Source organism: Gottfriedia solisilvae (genome assembly GCF_002128405.1).
Taxonomy (GTDB): Bacteria; Bacillota; Bacilli; order Bacillales; family Bacillaceae_G; genus Gottfriedia; species Gottfriedia solisilvae.
This window is the reverse complement of sequence record NZ_NETJ01000002.1, coordinates 118,485-136,279: the sequence shown is the minus strand read 5'-3', so window position 1 is coordinate 136,279 and position 17,795 is coordinate 118,485. Positions and strand designations below refer to the sequence as shown.

18 protein-coding genes are annotated in these 17,795 nt (G+C 31.8%); 10 read left to right on the top strand and 8 right to left on the bottom strand.

Annotated features, from left to right (window positions below; translation table 11 throughout):
- Positions 1–34: 34 nt before the first annotated feature.
- The 5 genes from CAB05_RS05055 (at position 35) to CAB05_RS05035 (ending at position 4,730) form a co-directional block, all read left to right on the top strand.
- Positions 35–778, top strand: a complete 744-nt coding sequence (locus CAB05_RS05055; protein ID WP_087998752.1) for a hypothetical protein — start codon at positions 35–37, stop codon at positions 776–778.
- A gap of 396 nt (positions 779–1,174) precedes the next feature.
- A complete protein-coding gene (locus tag CAB05_RS05050; protein ID WP_087998751.1) occupies positions 1,175–1,630 on the top strand; it encodes a MarR family winged helix-turn-helix transcriptional regulator in 456 nt (151 codons plus the stop codon).
- Positions 1,623–2,804 (top strand): MFS transporter, encoded by a 1,182-nt coding sequence (locus tag CAB05_RS05045; RefSeq protein ID WP_087998750.1) that lies wholly within the window; start codon positions 1,623–1,625, stop codon positions 2,802–2,804. The genes CAB05_RS05050 and CAB05_RS05045 overlap by 8 nt, the downstream gene beginning before the upstream one ends.
- A gap of 123 nt (positions 2,805–2,927) precedes the next feature.
- On the top strand, positions 2,928–3,227 hold the full coding sequence (locus tag CAB05_RS05040; protein ID WP_087998749.1) for a hypothetical protein: 300 nt from the start codon (positions 2,928–2,930) through the stop codon (positions 3,225–3,227).
- Positions 3,228–3,398: 171 nt separating this feature from the next.
- Entirely contained in the window at positions 3,399–4,730 is a 1,332-nt protein-coding gene (locus tag CAB05_RS05035) for a cytochrome P450 (RefSeq protein WP_087998748.1), read from the top strand.
- A 269-nt stretch (positions 4,731–4,999) separates the two neighbouring features.
- Here CAB05_RS05035 and CAB05_RS05030 read toward each other — a convergent pair whose 3' ends face one another.
- Together CAB05_RS05030 and CAB05_RS22030 are read right to left on the bottom strand one after the other, a co-directional pair.
- Entirely contained in the window at positions 5,000–5,584 is a 585-nt protein-coding gene (locus CAB05_RS05030) for a GNAT family N-acetyltransferase (RefSeq protein ID WP_087998747.1), read from the bottom strand.
- A gap of 199 nt (positions 5,585–5,783) precedes the next feature.
- Positions 5,784–6,029 carry a hypothetical protein gene (locus CAB05_RS22030; protein WP_158093178.1) on the bottom strand — a complete coding sequence of 82 codons (246 nt, stop codon included), beginning with the start codon at positions 6,027–6,029 and terminating at the stop codon, positions 5,784–5,786.
- Positions 6,030–6,151: 122 nt separating this feature from the next.
- Here CAB05_RS22030 and CAB05_RS05025 point away from each other — a divergent pair, with 122 nt between their 5' ends.
- The gene (locus tag CAB05_RS05025) at positions 6,152–8,377 is read left to right on the top strand and encodes a heparinase II/III domain-containing protein (protein WP_087998746.1); all 2,226 of its coding nucleotides are present in this window, start codon (positions 6,152–6,154) and stop codon (positions 8,375–8,377) included.
- Between the two features lie 42 nt (positions 8,378–8,419).
- Here the strand turns inward: CAB05_RS05025 and CAB05_RS05020 are convergent, their stop codons facing one another.
- Genes CAB05_RS05020 through CAB05_RS05010 form a run of 3 tightly spaced genes read right to left on the bottom strand, consistent with a single transcriptional unit; the run spans position 8,420 to position 12,097 of the window.
- Positions 8,420–9,538, bottom strand: coding sequence for a Ger(x)C family spore germination protein (locus CAB05_RS05020; protein ID WP_087998745.1), 1,119 nt, complete (start codon positions 9,536–9,538; stop codon positions 8,420–8,422).
- A 17-nt stretch (positions 9,539–9,555) separates the two neighbouring features.
- Positions 9,556–10,626, bottom strand: coding sequence for a GerAB/ArcD/ProY family transporter (locus CAB05_RS05015; protein WP_087998744.1), 1,071 nt, complete (start codon positions 10,624–10,626; stop codon positions 9,556–9,558).
- A gap of 25 nt (positions 10,627–10,651) precedes the next feature.
- On the bottom strand, positions 10,652–12,097 hold the full coding sequence (locus CAB05_RS05010; protein WP_087998743.1) for a spore germination protein: 1,446 nt from the start codon (positions 12,095–12,097) through the stop codon (positions 10,652–10,654).
- A gap of 371 nt (positions 12,098–12,468) precedes the next feature.
- Here CAB05_RS05010 and CAB05_RS05005 point away from each other — a divergent pair, with 371 nt between their 5' ends.
- Positions 12,469–13,017 (top strand): GNAT family N-acetyltransferase, encoded by a 549-nt coding sequence (locus CAB05_RS05005; RefSeq protein ID WP_235821405.1) that lies wholly within the window; start codon positions 12,469–12,471, stop codon positions 13,015–13,017.
- Positions 13,018–13,082: 65 nt separating this feature from the next.
- Here CAB05_RS05005 and CAB05_RS05000 read toward each other — a convergent pair whose 3' ends face one another.
- Together CAB05_RS05000 and CAB05_RS04995 are read right to left on the bottom strand one after the other, a co-directional pair.
- Positions 13,083–13,814, bottom strand: a complete 732-nt coding sequence (locus CAB05_RS05000) for an AAA family ATPase (protein WP_087998741.1) — start codon at positions 13,812–13,814, stop codon at positions 13,083–13,085.
- A gap of 81 nt (positions 13,815–13,895) precedes the next feature.
- A complete protein-coding gene (locus CAB05_RS04995) occupies positions 13,896–14,231 on the bottom strand; it encodes a hypothetical protein (RefSeq protein WP_087998740.1) in 336 nt (111 codons plus the stop codon).
- Positions 14,232–14,415: 184 nt separating this feature from the next.
- Between CAB05_RS04995 and CAB05_RS04990 the strand changes: the two genes are divergently transcribed.
- The 3 genes from CAB05_RS04990 to CAB05_RS04980 all read left to right on the top strand — a co-directional run bounded on the left by CAB05_RS04990 (position 14,416) and on the right by CAB05_RS04980 (position 16,822).
- A complete protein-coding gene (locus tag CAB05_RS04990) occupies positions 14,416–15,501 on the top strand; it encodes a UvrB/UvrC motif-containing protein (RefSeq protein ID WP_503487624.1) in 1,086 nt (361 codons plus the stop codon).
- Positions 15,502–15,774: 273 nt separating this feature from the next.
- Positions 15,775–16,038, top strand: coding sequence for a CD3324 family protein (locus CAB05_RS04985; RefSeq protein WP_087998738.1), 264 nt, complete (start codon positions 15,775–15,777; stop codon positions 16,036–16,038).
- Positions 16,039–16,183: 145 nt separating this feature from the next.
- On the top strand, positions 16,184–16,822 hold the full coding sequence (locus tag CAB05_RS04980) for a FusB/FusC family EF-G-binding protein (RefSeq protein ID WP_087998737.1): 639 nt from the start codon (positions 16,184–16,186) through the stop codon (positions 16,820–16,822).
- Positions 16,823–16,939: 117 nt separating this feature from the next.
- Here the strand turns inward: CAB05_RS04980 and CAB05_RS04975 are convergent, their stop codons facing one another.
- Entirely contained in the window at positions 16,940–17,674 is a 735-nt protein-coding gene (locus tag CAB05_RS04975) for a GntR family transcriptional regulator (protein ID WP_087998736.1), read from the bottom strand.
- Between the last annotated feature and the right edge of the window lie 121 nt (positions 17,675–17,795).

The following is a 17,795-nucleotide window of genomic DNA, read 5'->3' as shown; positions in this document are numbered from 1 at the left end:
GAATTAAAAAACAAACAAAATGGAGGAATTTTCTTTGACAATCGCACCCTATTCTTTATTTGATACATATAAGAAACATATTTTAAATTTACCGACTCCACTTGAAGTCAATTCCTTTAAGAATGAACAGTTTTTACTCGATCAAGATGAAAAGAAACACCTAGAAATATATTACGCTCCTTTTGAGTACATAAATGAAAATGCAAAAGTTTTAATTGTCGGGATTACCCCTGGTTTGCATCAAATGAAGCAAGCCTATTCAACTGTAGCTAGCTTTAAAGAAAATCCAGCAAGCGATCAAGTCATTCTTCACGAGGTCAAAAAACAATCTAGCTTTGAAGGACCAATGCGCAAAAATCTAATTGCCATGTTAGATGAATTACAATTACACAGCTACTTAGGAATCTCATCGACAAGTGAACTATTTAATACTGCTAGTAATTTAGTTCAAACTACTTCGGTAATCACCTATCCTGTCTTCTATAAAGGTAAAAATTATAATGGATCAACACCAAATATAGTCAATACTGAACTATTAAGGAAGTATATCGTTAATAATTTTTCGAAAGAAATAGTGAGTCTAAATAATCCGCTCATTATCCCTTTAGGAGTGAACGTAACCAAAGTTTTAACATTCCTTGGAAATAACGACTATATTGATTTTAATTCTATTTTACATGGATTTCCTCATACATCAGGCGGGAACGGTCATCGTCATAAGCAGTTTGCAAATAATAAGGAAGATATGAAACAGAAACTGAAATCTTATTTTGGATAGAAAAATTAAAAAGTATTTAATGAAATTAAAATAACAATTAACTTAGAAAAGATTCACTGATCCTTATTTTAGAGTAATATTGAAATTTTCTAAATGAACATTATTCTAGTTTTTTAATTGCATACTGTTGTTTCATGATTGGTTGGAACGGAAGGTGCTCGACTCCTGTGGGAGTAGCGGGACAGGTGAGACCCCGGAGGCGCGCCGAGGAGGCTCACCGCACGCCCCACGAAAACGAGCATCCTGGAGTGGAAACCAGCACATACTTTTTTAAATCAAAATTAATATATCAGTAACATTTTAACCCCCTAGACATTCTCCACATTTTCCAATATAATTAGCTAGACAACTAATTTAATTAGCTAACTAACTAATTTACTTTTTAGGAGAATGAATATGCGAAATCGCCAGCCTTTCTTTTTTTCACTTAATCAAGTTACGCGCCAATTTTCAAAGTCATTTAATGAAAATCTTGTACCGACAGGATTATATTTAGCACAATGGTCTGTTATTCGTTACATTAACCTTCATGGACCATGTACTCAACGTACTATTTGTTCGAATTTGAATATTGAGCCTCCTACATTAACAAGAACTTTGTGCAGAATGGAGAGTCTTGATTTAATTGTTCGAAAAGAAGGTAGTGATAAAAGAGAAAAAATGATTCATCTTACTGATAAAGCAATCAATCAAATTGACGATTGGCAAGAGAAAATCATTTCGTTTGAAAATGAAGTGATCAAAGATATATCCGATGAAGAGCTTGAGATTGCACATCAAGTTTTTCAAAAAATGATGAACAATATGAAAGCATCTGAAGGAGAAACAACTGGGGGAATTTTAATTGAATGAACGTTTATGGACAAAGGATTTTATTAGTGTTAGCTTAAGCGCATTTTTTGCTTTCTTAGTTTTTTATACATTAACAGCAACATTGCCTATTTATGTACTAAATGATTTAGGTCAAAAACAAAGTCAGGTTGGCCTTGTCATCACAGTATTCTTAATTTCAGCCGTTATCATCAGACCTTTTTGTGGTATATGGCTTGATACAATTGGAAGAAGAAAAATATTAATATCTTCGTTAGCTTTCTTTGCAATCACTACATTTTTATATTTAATCGTAAATAATTTCTTCGGATTACTTACACTTCGATTTATTCAAGGAATTTCATTTGGATTAGCAACAACTGCTTTAGGTACAATTGTAGCAGAAATCATACCTCCAAAACGTCGAGGTGAAGGTATGAGTTATTTTAGCTCAGCAATGATTTTAGCGATGGTTTTTGGCCCATTTTTAGGAATCACGTTTATGAATCATTTCAGTTTTTCTATTTTATTTTTAATTTGTGGCATTTTTGGAATTCTTTCCTTTGTGTTTGGAATGACGACAAATATCCCAAAACAAAGCATTAGTGCTAAAACTCCGATTCGAATTTCTAACTTAATTGAACGAAAAGCTTTACCGATCTCATTAACAGCAGCATTTATTTCGTTTGGTTATAGTAGTATCATGTCATTTATTACTCTTTATGCGAATGAATTAGGGTTTGTAGAAATCGCTAGCTTTTTCTTTATCGTATATGCGGTTGTCGTATTAATGTCGCGACCTTTTACAGGAAAGTTATTTGACCGTAAAGGTGAAAATATCATTATTTATCCTGGCATCATCGTTTTTTCAATTGGACTAATTGTTCTAGGATTTTCTAATATCCCTTCGATTTTTTTACTTTCAGCTGTTTTAATTGGTTTGGGGTACGGTTCAATCGCACCAAGTTTCCAAACATTAGCAATTAACACCGCAGCTCCTGCAAGAAAAGGTATGGCAACAGCCACTTACTTTATGTTTTTTGATATCGGTATTGGATTAGGTTCTTTCGTACTTGGAATTGTCACTGCAAAAACTTCTTTCCATTCAATGTACGTTTTATCTGCACTAATCGTTTTAGTAACTACTGTAATTTATTATTTCTTGCACGATCGAAAACAAAAAATGGTACCAGAAATCAGTAAGCAAGCAGCTTAAATAGATTTACAAAAAAACTCGCCTATATTGGCGAGTTTTTTTACACTGCCTTTTGTTCAATACCAGCATAAATCAACACTGATAAGGAAAACGTAATACTAAAAATGATATGGAGGAATCCAAATGAGTACTGAAAATCCGAATGACGGCTATCCATTTCCAATTTTAGGTGTAAATTTAGCTTCAGAGAATAATGTGAAATTAAATGAGGATACATATGAAGTGTATGTTAATGATGAGTTTGTCGGACACAAAACATTAAAAACTGCTGGAGAAAAACTTTCAGATGTTGAAGATTTTTTACGAATCCAAGGGATTCATGATTTTTCCTCTGCCCTAAGAGGAGACCATTTTATGATTCAGACAAATGGAGACTTCGAACATTTGAAAGAGGCATTATCGGTATATTTTAATAATCGGTAGAAAACAATTCATTTTCTAAAATTAAACTCCCCTAAACAACTACTTTTAGGGGTTTTTCAAATAGGAATGCAATGAATGATATAAAGATACTGATGGATAGCATGAGTTATTGCATATCGTTAATATAATAGGAATATCTGTGAAAAACTTTCCTGATTGGAGTGAAACGATATGCTTGAAATAAAAGGACTGGCTTCTATTTCACCTTTAGGTCATTTAAATGAGTTTCGAAAAGACCCTCTTCTATTTTTAAGTGATCTTTATCAACAATATGAAACGATTGTCTCTTTTCGATTTGCTCATCGTAAAATCCATTTACTATTAGAGCCAGACCTCATTAAGGAAGTACTAGTTTCTAAACAAAATTCTTTTCATAAATCTAAACCATTTCAAGAAATGAAAACCTTACTCGGGGAAGGATTATTAACTAGCGAAGATGATTTTCATATGAAACAGCGTAGATTAATACAGCCTTCATTTACAAAGCAGCATGTACAAACATATGCTGAGAAAATGACGATGATTACGGAAGAATTCATCACTTCTTGGGGTGACGACGAAGAACGGCTCACTAGCAGAGATATGATGGAACTCACTTTAGCTATTATTGCTAAAACAATGTTTAGCATGGATATGAAACAGGGTCATGAAAAAGTCGGTAAGCACTTAGATGTAATTATGAATATAGCAACAAAGCGAATCCGGTCAGTCTTAAAATCCCCCTTAGCTTTGAAAACACCACAAAATAAATCACTAACAGAAGCGATTAAGAAAATAGATGATGTATTATATGAAATCATCAAAAATAGAAGTAACTTAGACACACAAAATGATTTATTAGAAGTGTTAATGCGTGCTAGAGATGAAGAATCAAATGAAGGAATGTCTAATCAACAATTGAGGGATGAAGCTATGACTATTTTCCTTGCTGGTCACGAAACAACAGCAAATGCATTGTCATGGTGCCTATATTTAATTTCACAACACCCAGATAAAGCTAAACTCTTATACGAAGAAGTTGATCGTGTACTTGGTAAAAAACGAGCAGATTATGATTCTATGAAAGACTTAATCTATACGCAGCAAATGATTTGGGAAAGCATGCGCCTCTACCCTCCCGCTTGGTTGATCAGTAGAAAAGCAATGAATGACGTAACAATCGGACAATATAAAGTCCATAAAGGTGAAACAGTCATGATGAGTTCCTATATCATGCATCGCTCTGAAAAATATTTTACAAATGCAGATGAATTTATCCCAGAACGATTTCAGAATGGTAAAGTGCAAGGTGTTCCCGAATTCGTATATTTCCCATTTGGTGGAGGCCCACGCGTTTGTATAGGGAATCATTTTGCTATCATGGAGGCAACACTAGTTCTCGCAACATTAGTAAAACACTATTCGTTTGAACTTGTCTCAAATCATCATAAGGTCGAAGCAGAACCTCTCATAACCCTTCGCCCGAAGAATGGTTTACGAATGATAGTTAAAAAGAGAAAGTAAAAACAGGTCCACTTCGCAATAAAAAACTAAAATGACACACTATTCAGCATGTTACTCTGATGCTTCAAATAAAGGAAATTCGTCGATTTCCACTCAAGTATGCTAGTGCGGTGAGCCTCCGTGGTCTCACCTGTCCAGCTACTCCCACACGAGTCGAGCACCTTCCGCTCCAATCACTATCTTTATACCAAAATTGTACTTTAAAAGAAACTTTTAGAAACAATGGCATAATAAAAAGCTTGGGAATCTCCAAGCTTTTTTTATTTGTTTCATGATTGTTCTTTGGCTAAATTCCTAGTTACAAAAAATTTATTCCATTCATCAGCTAAAAGTCCATACATTACATGGTCTACATAATGATCATATAACCATTCTGCTTGTCTAATAATACCTTCTTGTGTAAAGCCTAAGCGTTCAGGCAATGCTCTACTTTTTTTATTTTCTACTGCTACTTTAATTTGAATTCGATTAAGCCCCAATTCTTCAAAGCCATATTGTATTAATGCATTAAGCGCTTTTGTCATGATTCCTTCACCTTGGAATTGTTCTCCTAACCAATAGCCAACTTCACCAATTTTACTTGCTCTATTTATGTCATTAAATCCAATTGTCCCTGCGATTTTTCCTTTAAAAATGATCGCAAATGATTTTGGATATCCCCTATTTTCTACATATTCGTTTAATCTTGATTTAATATTTTGAGCAGTGTCTTCTACACTTTCAACATAATCGAGCCAGCCTAACCATTCTTTTAAATATGATTTTGAACTGATAGTTAGATTGTAAAATTCTTCAGCGTCGTCTTCGTTAAACATTCTTAACGAAACTTCTTCATCAATTTTATGTAATAACATATAACCTCTCTCCTAATCTTTCAAAATATTAAATTTATTTTAACATAAAATTTCTATGACCTTTCAAAATTAAATTCACAATCTAAACTGAACAATAGCAGCTTTTATTTAAAAATATGGCAGTCTAGTTTTATATTTATGCCGTATCTAAAAATTAATATAAGTAAAGCATTTTGCACTTTGTTTTATAATAACGACGTTACTCTTTTATAAGATAAGAGTGTTGGTTACTTCTAAAAAAATCATTCTTTTCTAAAAGAACTTGTTTTAAAAATAGTCCTTTTAAAGCACAACGATGATAAAGAGAATAATTGAAACGGAAGGTGCGAGACTCCTGTGGGAGTAGCGGGAAGGGTGAGACCCCGCAGGTGAAGCCGAGGAGGCTCAGCTCACGCCCCACGGAAAGGGAGCATCCTGAAGTGGAAATCACGAATACTTTTTTCATAGAAGTTTAAGCAAAATCTACTTCTTTCACTCTTTTTCGACTAGATTCATAAATTCAGGTAAGAAAGTATTCTATATTTGTTGTATAATAAATATTTAGAATATTCGTTAAATGGAGGGTTTATGAAACAGATTCTATGTACTTTTTTAACCGTGGCTATTTTGATATCATCTTCAATACAAACATTTGCAGAAGAGAATAAGGAAATATACATAACAAAGAGAAGTGCTGTTTCGGATAACACATTGGAATATGCAGAAAAAATTTTAAGTGGAGAATTATTTGTTTCCCCTAATTATCCAGCTTATAAAATAACGCTACCTGTAAATTGGAAAGAAGATCCCTACAAAAGTACGACATGGCGATTGTATTATCAAAGCTTGGATGCATTGAGTTATTTAACCAATGCTTATGAAATGACGAATGATCCAAAATACTTAACTTATGGACTAGAGATGATTCAATCATTTTGGAAAGTAAATCATTCTCCAGAAAAAGCTACAGATTCGTATACATATGAATCACATGCAATGGCGAACCGTACAAATAATTTAATGTATTTCTATCACTACTATGTGAGTTCTCCTATTGCAACTAAAGATATTCAAAACTATTTGAAAGTCATACTTAGAAAACATGGCGTTGTTTTAAACGATGATCAATACTATAACTTCCGTTCAAATCATGGAATTTATGAAGATCGATCTTTAATTGAATTGGCCTCTTATTTTCCTGAGTTTTCAACAAGCTCAGTTTGGAAGGAACATGCCTTATATCGAACAAAGCAACATATCTTAAAAGACTTTACCCCAGAAGGTTTACATAAAGAACATAGTCCACTTTATTTTTTACTAGTGATGAACTTAATTGAAGATATTAATAAAATTGCTGAGGATCCAGAATTGTCACAATTAGTATTAAAGGGTCAAAATGCATTTTCAAAAATTGTTTTATCCGACTTTAGATTACCTGGTTTAGGAGATTCAGATTATACTTCTGCACAAATCACAAACTCTTACTCAAAACTGGATCCTGAATTTGAATATGTGATAACAAAAGGAGAAAAAGGAAAGCAACCTCCTCTTGTTACTAATGTATCTGATTCACTGGCTGTGATTCGTGATGGTTGGGGAGATGATACTTCATCCATCGTCTTTTCTGCAAGTAATTTTAGCGTCGTTCATAAGCACGCTGATGATTTATCATTTCTATTTTCTCAAAATGGACAAGATATTTTCATTGATAGTGGCAAGTATAATTACAACACAAGAGAAGCAGTTCAAAAATATTTACGTACAACCTTTGCTCACAACGTTGTCACGATTGATGGCAAATCATATCCAATTTCATTAGAAAATGTGGGGAAATCAAAAATTTCTAATGTAGTAGAAAATAAAGACAGTGTCATCATGACTGGTGAACATACGATTTATTCTGGTGTTACTGTTTATCGAACCATCATTTATTTAAAAGAAAAGAAAATAACATGTATTCAAGACGAAGTGCTTTCTGACACACAACATACTGCAAATCAAATTTTTAATATAGGACAAACAATCCCTACAAAAACTATAGATACAAATACAATTAAATTAAATGACTCCATCACGATGAAACAGCATAATCCATCATACCTAAAAGAATATTTTGGACAAATGAATCCGATTCGTGGTTTTGCATCAACGACTTTTAATGAAATTTTCCCAATTAAACAATTAGATTTTGAATCTAGTGGTAAAAACATTCAATATTTTACTAGTATTAGTACTACGCCAACAACTGTCTCACAGTTTTCATTAACAGCAGATCAATATCGAATTACATTATCAGATGGGTCAAACTACATTGTGACCAAACCGATTACAACTCCTTTTGTAAGTGCGGTATCTGATAAAAGCTTAAAGATTAGTGGTTTTACACAAGGTAATGCAATGGTAAGTATTCATTCAGGAAACGATACGATTGCCAAAGGTATTGCAAATCAAAATGGGAACTTTAACATTAAGATTAACAAGCAATTAGCAGGTAAAAAGCTAACAGTAATTGTGAAAAGCAAAAATGCGTTTTATAAGGAAGCATCGACCGAAACGATTGTATTAGATAAAACAGCTCCAACAACTCCGACAATACATCCGATAACAAAAACGATTAATTCACTTTCTGGAACATCAGAAAAATTTGTTACTATTTTTATCGAGATAGATCATGAAGTATTTACGACCAAAACCAACTCAAATGGAAACTTTCAATTGAAGATACCAAGTCCTCAAAAAGGAATGTCTATTAAAGTTTATGCCAAAGATTCGAGTGGAAACATGAGTGATACGAGAACTGTGAAACTGAAATGAAACATAATAAAAGGTACTGTTCTATCCGAACAGTACCCCTTTTTACATTGATATACCCTTATCAAAAATAATGATTTCAACATTCACTTTAATTTTGGCTTTTTCATAGAATGAAATCCATTTATCATCATTTTTCTTCCATACTGAATGATTAAAGGCGGATGCATAAATTCCTAAACCTAGAGGGTCAACTTTTGCTTCTTGGAATGATGTTACTAAATCATTTAATTCCTTCTCTAATTCCTTTTCTATTTCATCTCGTAAAGATTTTTCTGTTTGATCATTTAACTTAATTGGCGATTCATTAATGACAATTGGCATTTTTAGATTAATATTATATTGGTATTGACCTTTTTTATATTTTTTATGAATCCTTCTTCTAATATCCTTCGCATAGAAACTAACTGCATTTTCTTTGAAAATATCAACATCTTTTTTAAATTTATCTAGAGCCAGTGTATATGATAACTGCCCTTCCACTTTATCATTTAAGATTTTAAACAACTGCGTTTCTTTCATAGATAAAGTCTTACTATACAAATTCTGATCGTTTAATAATGTCGTCCCAGTCATCTTTAATTTATTTTCTACTATACTGAGTTCTGGTGCAAACGGTGTGATTCCTTTATCATAATACATTTGATAATAATTCCGTAATGAAGTTCTTACCGCAACTTCTCTAAAGTTTGCAGTTTCCAATAATTGTGGTAAAAAAATTGATAATCTTGGTTTATCTTTTAAATCAAGATCAAAAACATCTGAAACTGAACCATTAACAAAAACAATATCTGCGTTTAGTCTCAACTTCGGATCCCGATATAAAAAATCTAAAGTTGAATACCAGTTTTTATGTTCAATCATCTTTGAACCTATTAATACGGCTTGAACTTTACCACCCGAAGTAATTCCAGTTGCCATTGAATCAAAGTAATTTCTAGCTTCCTTCATAGACAAAGTTTTCACTTCAAAATGTTCATTTTTTTCTTTTGCATCTTCACTAAAGACAGGGCTTGACATAAACATTTCAACTTTACCTTCTTCATTTACATCTAAACCTAATAATAGTGACATTGTTATATCTTCTATATTCATTTTATCTCTACAACCTGTTACACCAATAAATAAGAAAACACTAAGTATACATACTTGAAAAAGCTTCAAACTCTATTCACCCTATATCATTTTTTGATTAAACCACCTATCCACAAAATGATAGGTATCCCAATAATAATGCAAATTCCAGTGTTCGTAATATAATTAATCCAAATATTTGTCGTTGTAAAAGTAGGAATTACTAGGTAAGTAATCAATACAAATACAATAAAAAGGAGGAAAAGTATGATGATAAACCTTTTTATATTAAATAACTCAGTTATGCCACACATTCCCGCCCACAAATATGTGACCCAGGTTTTAGAAATAACCAATAGAAATAGTGACAATAACACGAAATCTAGTCTTTCGACGTATTGAAATTCAAGAACACTTAAAATATCGATAACCGGCTCATAAATTCTTGATATTTCATATGGACTATAAACTACGAAACAAATCAATGTCACAAATAAATATGTAAATGTACTCATTGCATTCCCAATAATGACTCCTTTTATTGCCTTATCTTTTTCTTTTAAATAAGGGTAAACTATCATGATGATTTCAATTCCTAAAAACGACATTGTTGTAGTTGGGATTGTTTTAAAGATAGGCATCCACCCATCTTTGATGATTGGCAAAATAAAATATATATTCATATCTTTCAACGTAAAAAGAAGCATTAGTAATACAAATACGATAATAGGAAAAATTGTCTCTATATATTTAGCAATTAAATGCACACCACCAGACACTAATTGAAATGTTGGAACTAAAAATATTAATAAAACAATCGTTACACTTGTTTGTTGAAGTATATAAGATTGAATATAAAGAATTGTTCTTACTAATACCGTATATCCCATACACAAAAAATAAATGGAAAAGAAAAATACAATGACTTTTCCAAGTATTTTTCCTAAATAAAATGTAAAAAAGTCAACGAAACTTTTTGTTGGTGCCTTTTCTCTTATCTTTATAAAAGTAATACTGATGATTGTACTAATAAAGCCACCCAAAATGATTGCAATCCAACTACTTGTACCAGATTTATCTGCTAATTCACGTGGAAGGGCTAACATGCCTATGCCGATTTGAACGCCAAATATTATTAATATGAATTGTAATATTGATATATTTATCTTCCCATTCATGACATATCCCTTCCAACAAATTTATTTACTCGTTCCGTTTGTTTTTTTTATTCCATAGAAATCTTAACGGTATTCTAAATAAAGTATCATTTAGTTGTGAAATCTTTAGTGGTGAAAATGGTACGGTGTATGATGTATTAAAATTAGTTAATGTCAAGCCGTGTACAATGAGGACCATCGTACTAACAACAAGACCAATTAACCCGAATAAAGAAGCCATTACCATGATTGGAAACCTAACAATCCTTAAACTAGACGCCATTTCAAAGTTCGGAATAATAAAAGACGAAATTGCTGTGAGAGCAACAACAATAACCATGATATTACTAACAATCGCTGCTTGAACTGCAGCTTGACCAATTACGATTCCTCCTACTACACCTACAGTCGTACTAATTGGAGCCGGTAGTCGAATTCCAGCTTCTCTTAACATTTCCAGTGTAATTTCCATAATGATTGCTTCAACCAAAGGATCAAATGGAACTCTTGTCCGAGATTCCCCTATTGAAATTAGTAATTTCAATGGAACAATTTCATAGTTAAAAGAAATGATGGCAATATATAAACCTGGTAAAAATAGCGTGATAAAAAAAGCGACGACTCTAAGGATCCGATTAAATGAACCGACAAGTGTTCTTGAAGAATAGTCATCAATACTTTGAAAGAAAGATAAAAAATTAGAAGGAAGTACAACGACTTCCGCTGACCGATCTAAAATCAAAATGACTCTCCCTTTGAGTAAAGCAGAAGCAGCCTCGTCGGGACGTTCAGTTGTTAATAATTGAGGAAACGGTGAGATTGGATTTCTTTCTAACAATTGAGCCAATTGATTCACATTTAAAATAGAATCTTCCTTTATTTCCGAAATTTTTTTCTGTATTGAAGATAATAACTCCTCATCTACTACTCCATCTATATATGCAAGTGAAACAGTACGCTTATTTTCAGTTCCTATTTCAGTTTGATGTGTACGAAAACTACTAGTAGTAATATATCTTCTAAGTAGTGCAATATTTGTTTGGTATGTTTCAACAAAAGATATTTTTGTACCCTTCAGTGAATTATCAATTGTTGGTGGAGAAAAAGGTCTTTGCATTAAGTTTTCTGTTGAATAAATAAAAGCTGCAGGCTCATTTTCTAAAAATAAAATACTTTTACCTTCTAAAATCGATTTCTCTATGTCTACAATTTTATTTGATCTAACAGCATTATTACTCATAAACAGTTCAAGTTCATCTGAACTAGCTGAAATATTATTTACAAATGAATCAACCTTTTGTTCATCTACTAAACCCGTCAAATAAAATAGAAAGGCTTGCTTTTTATTGATAACTAAAATCTTTTTTCTGATATCAGAGGTTGAAAATATTTTACGGATTAAATCCTCATTTTCTTCGATATTCCCATCGATATTAATTGTCGATGAGCGTATTTTATATTTATTTTTGAAACTACCATTTTGTAAATCCATTTAGTTACTCACTCCTAGCAACTAAGTTTGTGCATTTTGGGGGTTAAATATGCATGGTATTTTCTTCATAATCCGTGAATTGAATTGAATGCGTTAGTTGATTACAACTCCAGGATGCTCCCTTACCGTAGGGATTGATCTGAGCCAAATAATAAGCCTCCGGGGTCACAGGAGTCTCTCACCATCCATTGTAATCAGCTTATGTCTGCATAGTTAAAAACTCAAAAAGATACAAACTTGTAGAAAATGGCTTCTAACATCAATTGAAGCATCTATAAATAGTTGCGATTCTTTTTCTCTATGTAATAAAATTATTTGTAACAAGCTTTCAGATAATAGAGACTGATCGTCAGAAAAATTCGCCTATGGGAGTGGGAAGTTTGAACTTAATTTATGAAGTGATATCAGAAGAAAAAATAGAATATTGTAGAGATTTATGTAATGAACTAATGGCATTCCAGAAATCAAAAGCACATATTACACCAGAATTATTTGATAGCATGAATTTCGATACGAGATTAGTTCCATCAGTTAAAAATGCCATACATAACTATATAGTGATCGTAAAAGATGCTGATAAAATAGTAGGTTATGTTTATGCAAATATCTCACCAAAAGAAGTTTATTCAAACAGCTTTGCTACTTTTTTTGACCTATCATCTGTTGAGAAACAAAATGTTGGTTGCTTATCCCAGTTTTATATAAAAGAAAAATACAGAAAATATGGAGTAGGGTCCATCCTATTTAAAATGTCAATGAATTGGTTAAAACAATTTGATGATGTAGATGATTATTTCATTTATGTTTCTAATGGCAATGAAGATGCCCTAGAATTTTATAAACGAAAAGGTTTCACAGTCAGTCATGACATATTAGATGGCTTCATTACAGTTTTACGTAGTAATCAAGAATTCAAATGATTTGTAAAAAAAGCAAAGTATGCTCTATTACATACTCTGCTTTTTACTGTCTTTATATTTATTTACTACTCATCATCTTCTCTTAATAAGTCTGCTAAAAATTTTTCTCGATGCTGTAAGAAGTATTTTGTGATTTGATAATGGTCTGTGTCTTCATATGCTATTTTGGATATTTCGCCGTTATCGAAGCTTAATATATTCGCATTAGGACAACCAAGTAAGATTGGTGAATGCGTAGCGATAATAAATTGGGAATTGCCTTCTTCAGCTAAATCATGGAGAATTTTTAAAAAAGTTAATTGTCTTGCTGGAGAAAGTGCAGCCTCAGGCTCATCTAGTAAGTAGATCGCATCTCCATTAAAACGATTTAAAAATAATGACAAAAATGATTCACCGTGAGATTGTTCATGTAATGATTTTCCGCCGTAGCTATTATATGCTCTTGGATCATCCATTTCATCAAGATAAGTTGCAAAATGATAAAAAGACTCCGCTCTTAAAAAGAAGCCATTTGTTATTTTTGGCAACCAAGATAGTCTTATATAGTTACTGAGTGAAGATCCAGACGCAAATACTTCATAGCTATTATTACGTCCCCCACCAGCTGTATGAAATCCACATTTGTCAGCAATCGCTTCTAATAGAGTTGATTTACCAGAACCATTTTCTCCAACCAAAAATGTAATATTACTTTCTAAATTCAGCTCATCTAACTTTCGAATTGAAGGTATTGAGAAAGGATAGGTAGAAAAAGAGGGTATATCTTCATGTAATAGTGTTATTTTCTTTAAAAACATGTTCATCACCTAAACAAATTATACAATATTTAAAATGATTTTCGAGACATAAAAAAACAACAGAATAGATCTGTTGTCCCTTTAAAAAAGCGTTACAATTGCATCTCTATATAAAATGATTGCTCTTACAATATGGAAAACGCTCACTAGGATTAGTGTCACTTCAAATGCTGATACATGTAGCAATAAGAATTTTTTGCGAAGAATATGCTGTCTGAAAAGCGCTGGAAAGCCCTCATCTTTTTTAAGACATATAAAGTAAAAAAGTAAAATGACAAGATATAAAAAGAAAGCCAGGTCTAGATAAGACCAGTCAATTACATTAGCGAATTTAAAACATCCCAAAATAATGACAGCATTCAAGATGCAAGCAACAATCCATGTGAAGAAGGAAGATGTTGTATATATCGTTTTCATTTGATCACGTCTCCTTCTATTTTTACAGATATCCTCTGTAGTCAATTTTTACGCGACTCCTACTTCGTTTATGCTTTTTCTCTTCCTTGTCAGATGAAAATTTTTATACAATTGAAAAATGCGAATACACCAAGCTCTTCATTCTCGTGATAAAATGGAAAATATATATTTAGAAAAGGAATGAATCAACATTAATCTACAAGAAAAAGTAAAAAATCTACCTCTTACTCCTGGTGTTTATTTAATGAAAGATTCACAAGGTCATATTTTATATGTAGGAAAAGCGAAAAGTTTGAAAAAGCGAGTACAAACATATTTTCAAAATACAAAGACTCATTCCCCAAAAATTAAAAAACTTGTAGCGCATTTAAAGGATTTTGATACGATTCAAACAGATACAGAATTCGATGCTTTTATGCTGGAATGTCACCTAATAAAAGAAATAAAGCCACATTATAATCGAATGATGAAAAGTCCACAGTCCTTTGCTTACTTAGTTATAGATTCTCATAAAAAAGTCCGAAAAATCGAAGTTAGCAATCAACTAACAGACATTGACAATTCTTTCATCTTTGGCCCTTTTACGAGTAGAAGTTTAGTTGAACGAGCGATTAATGGCATAAAAGATTGTTTTAAAATTAATTGTGCATTTTCAACTTTTAAAAATAGTGCTTGTCTTAATTATTCATTAGGTACATGCAATGGCGTTTGTTTAGGTGGTAAGGCAGTTGAGGAATATAACGCAATCATTAATCGACTGATTGGTTTTTTGAATCGAACAGATATGAGCTTAATAGAGGAAATGCAACAGATGATGCACCAAGCTTCTGAAGAATTTAATTTTGAAGCAGCTACTAAATATCGAGACTGGATAGACACCGTTTCACTTCTATTAAAGAAAGAAAAAGTGATTGAATTTACCGAAAAAAATCATAATATCATTATAGTTGAGCGCTTAGATGATACTTCCATAAAGATGTTTCTAGTGAAACGTACTCAAGTTCTCTTTAGTGAAATTTATCAAATGAATAACAAATCGATTGACCAATTAATAGAAGCAATTAAATTAAACGCTCAAGCATACTTTCTTAATTATGAATTGAAAGAATCGTATGATGTAAGTCGTGATGAAATTGATGAGGCGCAAATTATCTATAGCTATCTTAATAGCCCAAACTGTCATTCAGTCATCATAAAGGATCAGTGGCTAAAACCTAAAAATTCTTCAACTCTTAATAAAGAGCTTTTGAAGATTATCTTAGCACTCTAAAATTTCTTGATTTTTACATGTACAACGACAATTACCTAAATCATCATTTATAATTAGAAGGAATTGATTTAACATTTTTACTTTAGGGAGGTGATAGAAAATGACAAGTAATGTGCGTTTGTCAGATTCTGCAACGTCTCATGCAAAGCCTAATATTGGAAAGGCGATACTTTGCATGGGGTGAGTACTACATTTAATCGCCCAAGTAAGCTTTTTTAAATATTGGCTTTGCACCTTATTTTAGACAAAACATAAATAAGGGGCGTTACAGTCATGACATATTTAAAAGCAACGGCTATTTTACCTGAAAAATTGATTTCGGAAATTCAAAAGTATGTTCAGGGAGAAACAATTTATATTCCAAAACCAGAAACGACTCATAAAAAATGGGGTTCTCGTTCAGGAACCAGAAAATTCATTGACGAAAGAAATATCAAGATCAAAAAAGCTTATAAAGCTGGGACCTCGATTGATCAATTAGCTGATGAATATTTCCTTTCTATTGAAACGATTAAAAAAATTATTTATACGAAATAAACTATAAAAGCACTGATGCGTATCAGTGCTTTTTTTTATGGCGAGTTTGACTGCTAATCATTTTCTACATATTAATTTAGATGTATATTGTGTAAAGTAAAATTAATGATTGTATATGGGTATACCTTGATTAGGAGTGAAGAAAATGGAACCCTTTATAAGAAGTGATCAATATAACTTCATCAGAACACAAATACAAGTGCTTGTGAATGCACATTCGACTGTTAATGATCGGATTGTGTTGCGCGCATTAAAATCTCTTACACATGAAAAAGTTTTTAATATGTTTTCTGACATAAACGAAGAACAAATTCAGCTACTTTCTCTAATTATCACAATTGAAGATAAGTCAAAAGCTGAAAAAGTATTAGCGCAAATCAAGCCATATGTATTTCCTTTTAAGAAGATTTCCGAACAAGCAATAAAAAAATTATTCCCGAAAGCTAAAAAACTAAAGATGCCTATTTTAGAAAATCTAGATCTAACAGAAATTACTTATTTGGGTTGGGATGATATTGGCTCAAATAAAAAATATATTGTTACCTACTACAATCAAAAGTTAATAGGCTTACAAGGTACATTTAATCTAGTAAACAAAAAAGGAATTTGTACATTTTGCCATAAATTTGAAGAAATCGGAATGTTCATGACAAAAACAAAAGGTGCGGATCAAGGTACTTTTATAAAGAGAGGAAATTACATTTGCAAAGATAGCAGGAAATGTAATGAAAATATTACATCATTAAATAAACTGCATGAATTTATACAATTAGTGAATGGTTAATGGCGTATTGCAATGTTAAAAGGCAAGCTTTTTAAAAAGCTTGCCTTTCTTTTTAAAGGGGATAATATCAGTAAGCAACTCCTAAAGTTCAATGAACATATTATAAAAAAGAAAATTTTATTTGTTTATTCGATTAATTTTTATTGAACTAAGTTCGACTGGAATATAAATCTTATTTTTAAGTACAACATTTCCCATTGAGTCATATAGATTCTCAATTAGTAATACGAATAAATTATTATTTGAACGTAATTCATGGTTTTCAGATGGAAGGACAGTTTCTGTATATTTTATTTCGATTGTTGATGAATGAATTAACCTATAAATATCTTCTTCTAGTATTTTAAGTATACTGTGCTGATCGCCTAGATTCATTTGATATTGGGAAGCTGTCTCACTTGGGAACATTGTAAAAGCATGCGCAACTATTTTATGTTTACACTTGTACCATCTATTAAACCTGATCATTACTGCTGAATCTTGATTAAAAATCTTTTTAATGTAATCAAAATCGTCTGAAAAACTAACTTCTAAAGAAGCATCTATATCATCAATTGTTTCTGTACAACATTGAGAAACTGTATTATCAATCTTTTCTAATCCAACATTTCGTACATTCACATTTTGTTTTATAAAATTCCCTTGTCCATGGATTGCTTCAATATAACCATCCTCTTTTAGTAATCCCAATGCTTGTCTTAGAGTCATTCTACTAACATTCATCAGCTTAGAAAGTTCTAGTTCTGAAGGTAGCTTACTTCCAATTGGATAGACTCCCTCACTAATTAGTTTAAATAATTTTTCATAAACATTTACGTATAGAGGTATTTTTTTTTTATTTTCACCGTACATATCAACACTCCTTACGAATATTATATCGGGTTATAAATTATTAGCAATCTCGTCTGTTAAATAGTGATGGTAGACACGACCACCCCTCATTTTCATCAAAAACTTGAAATTACTAACCTTA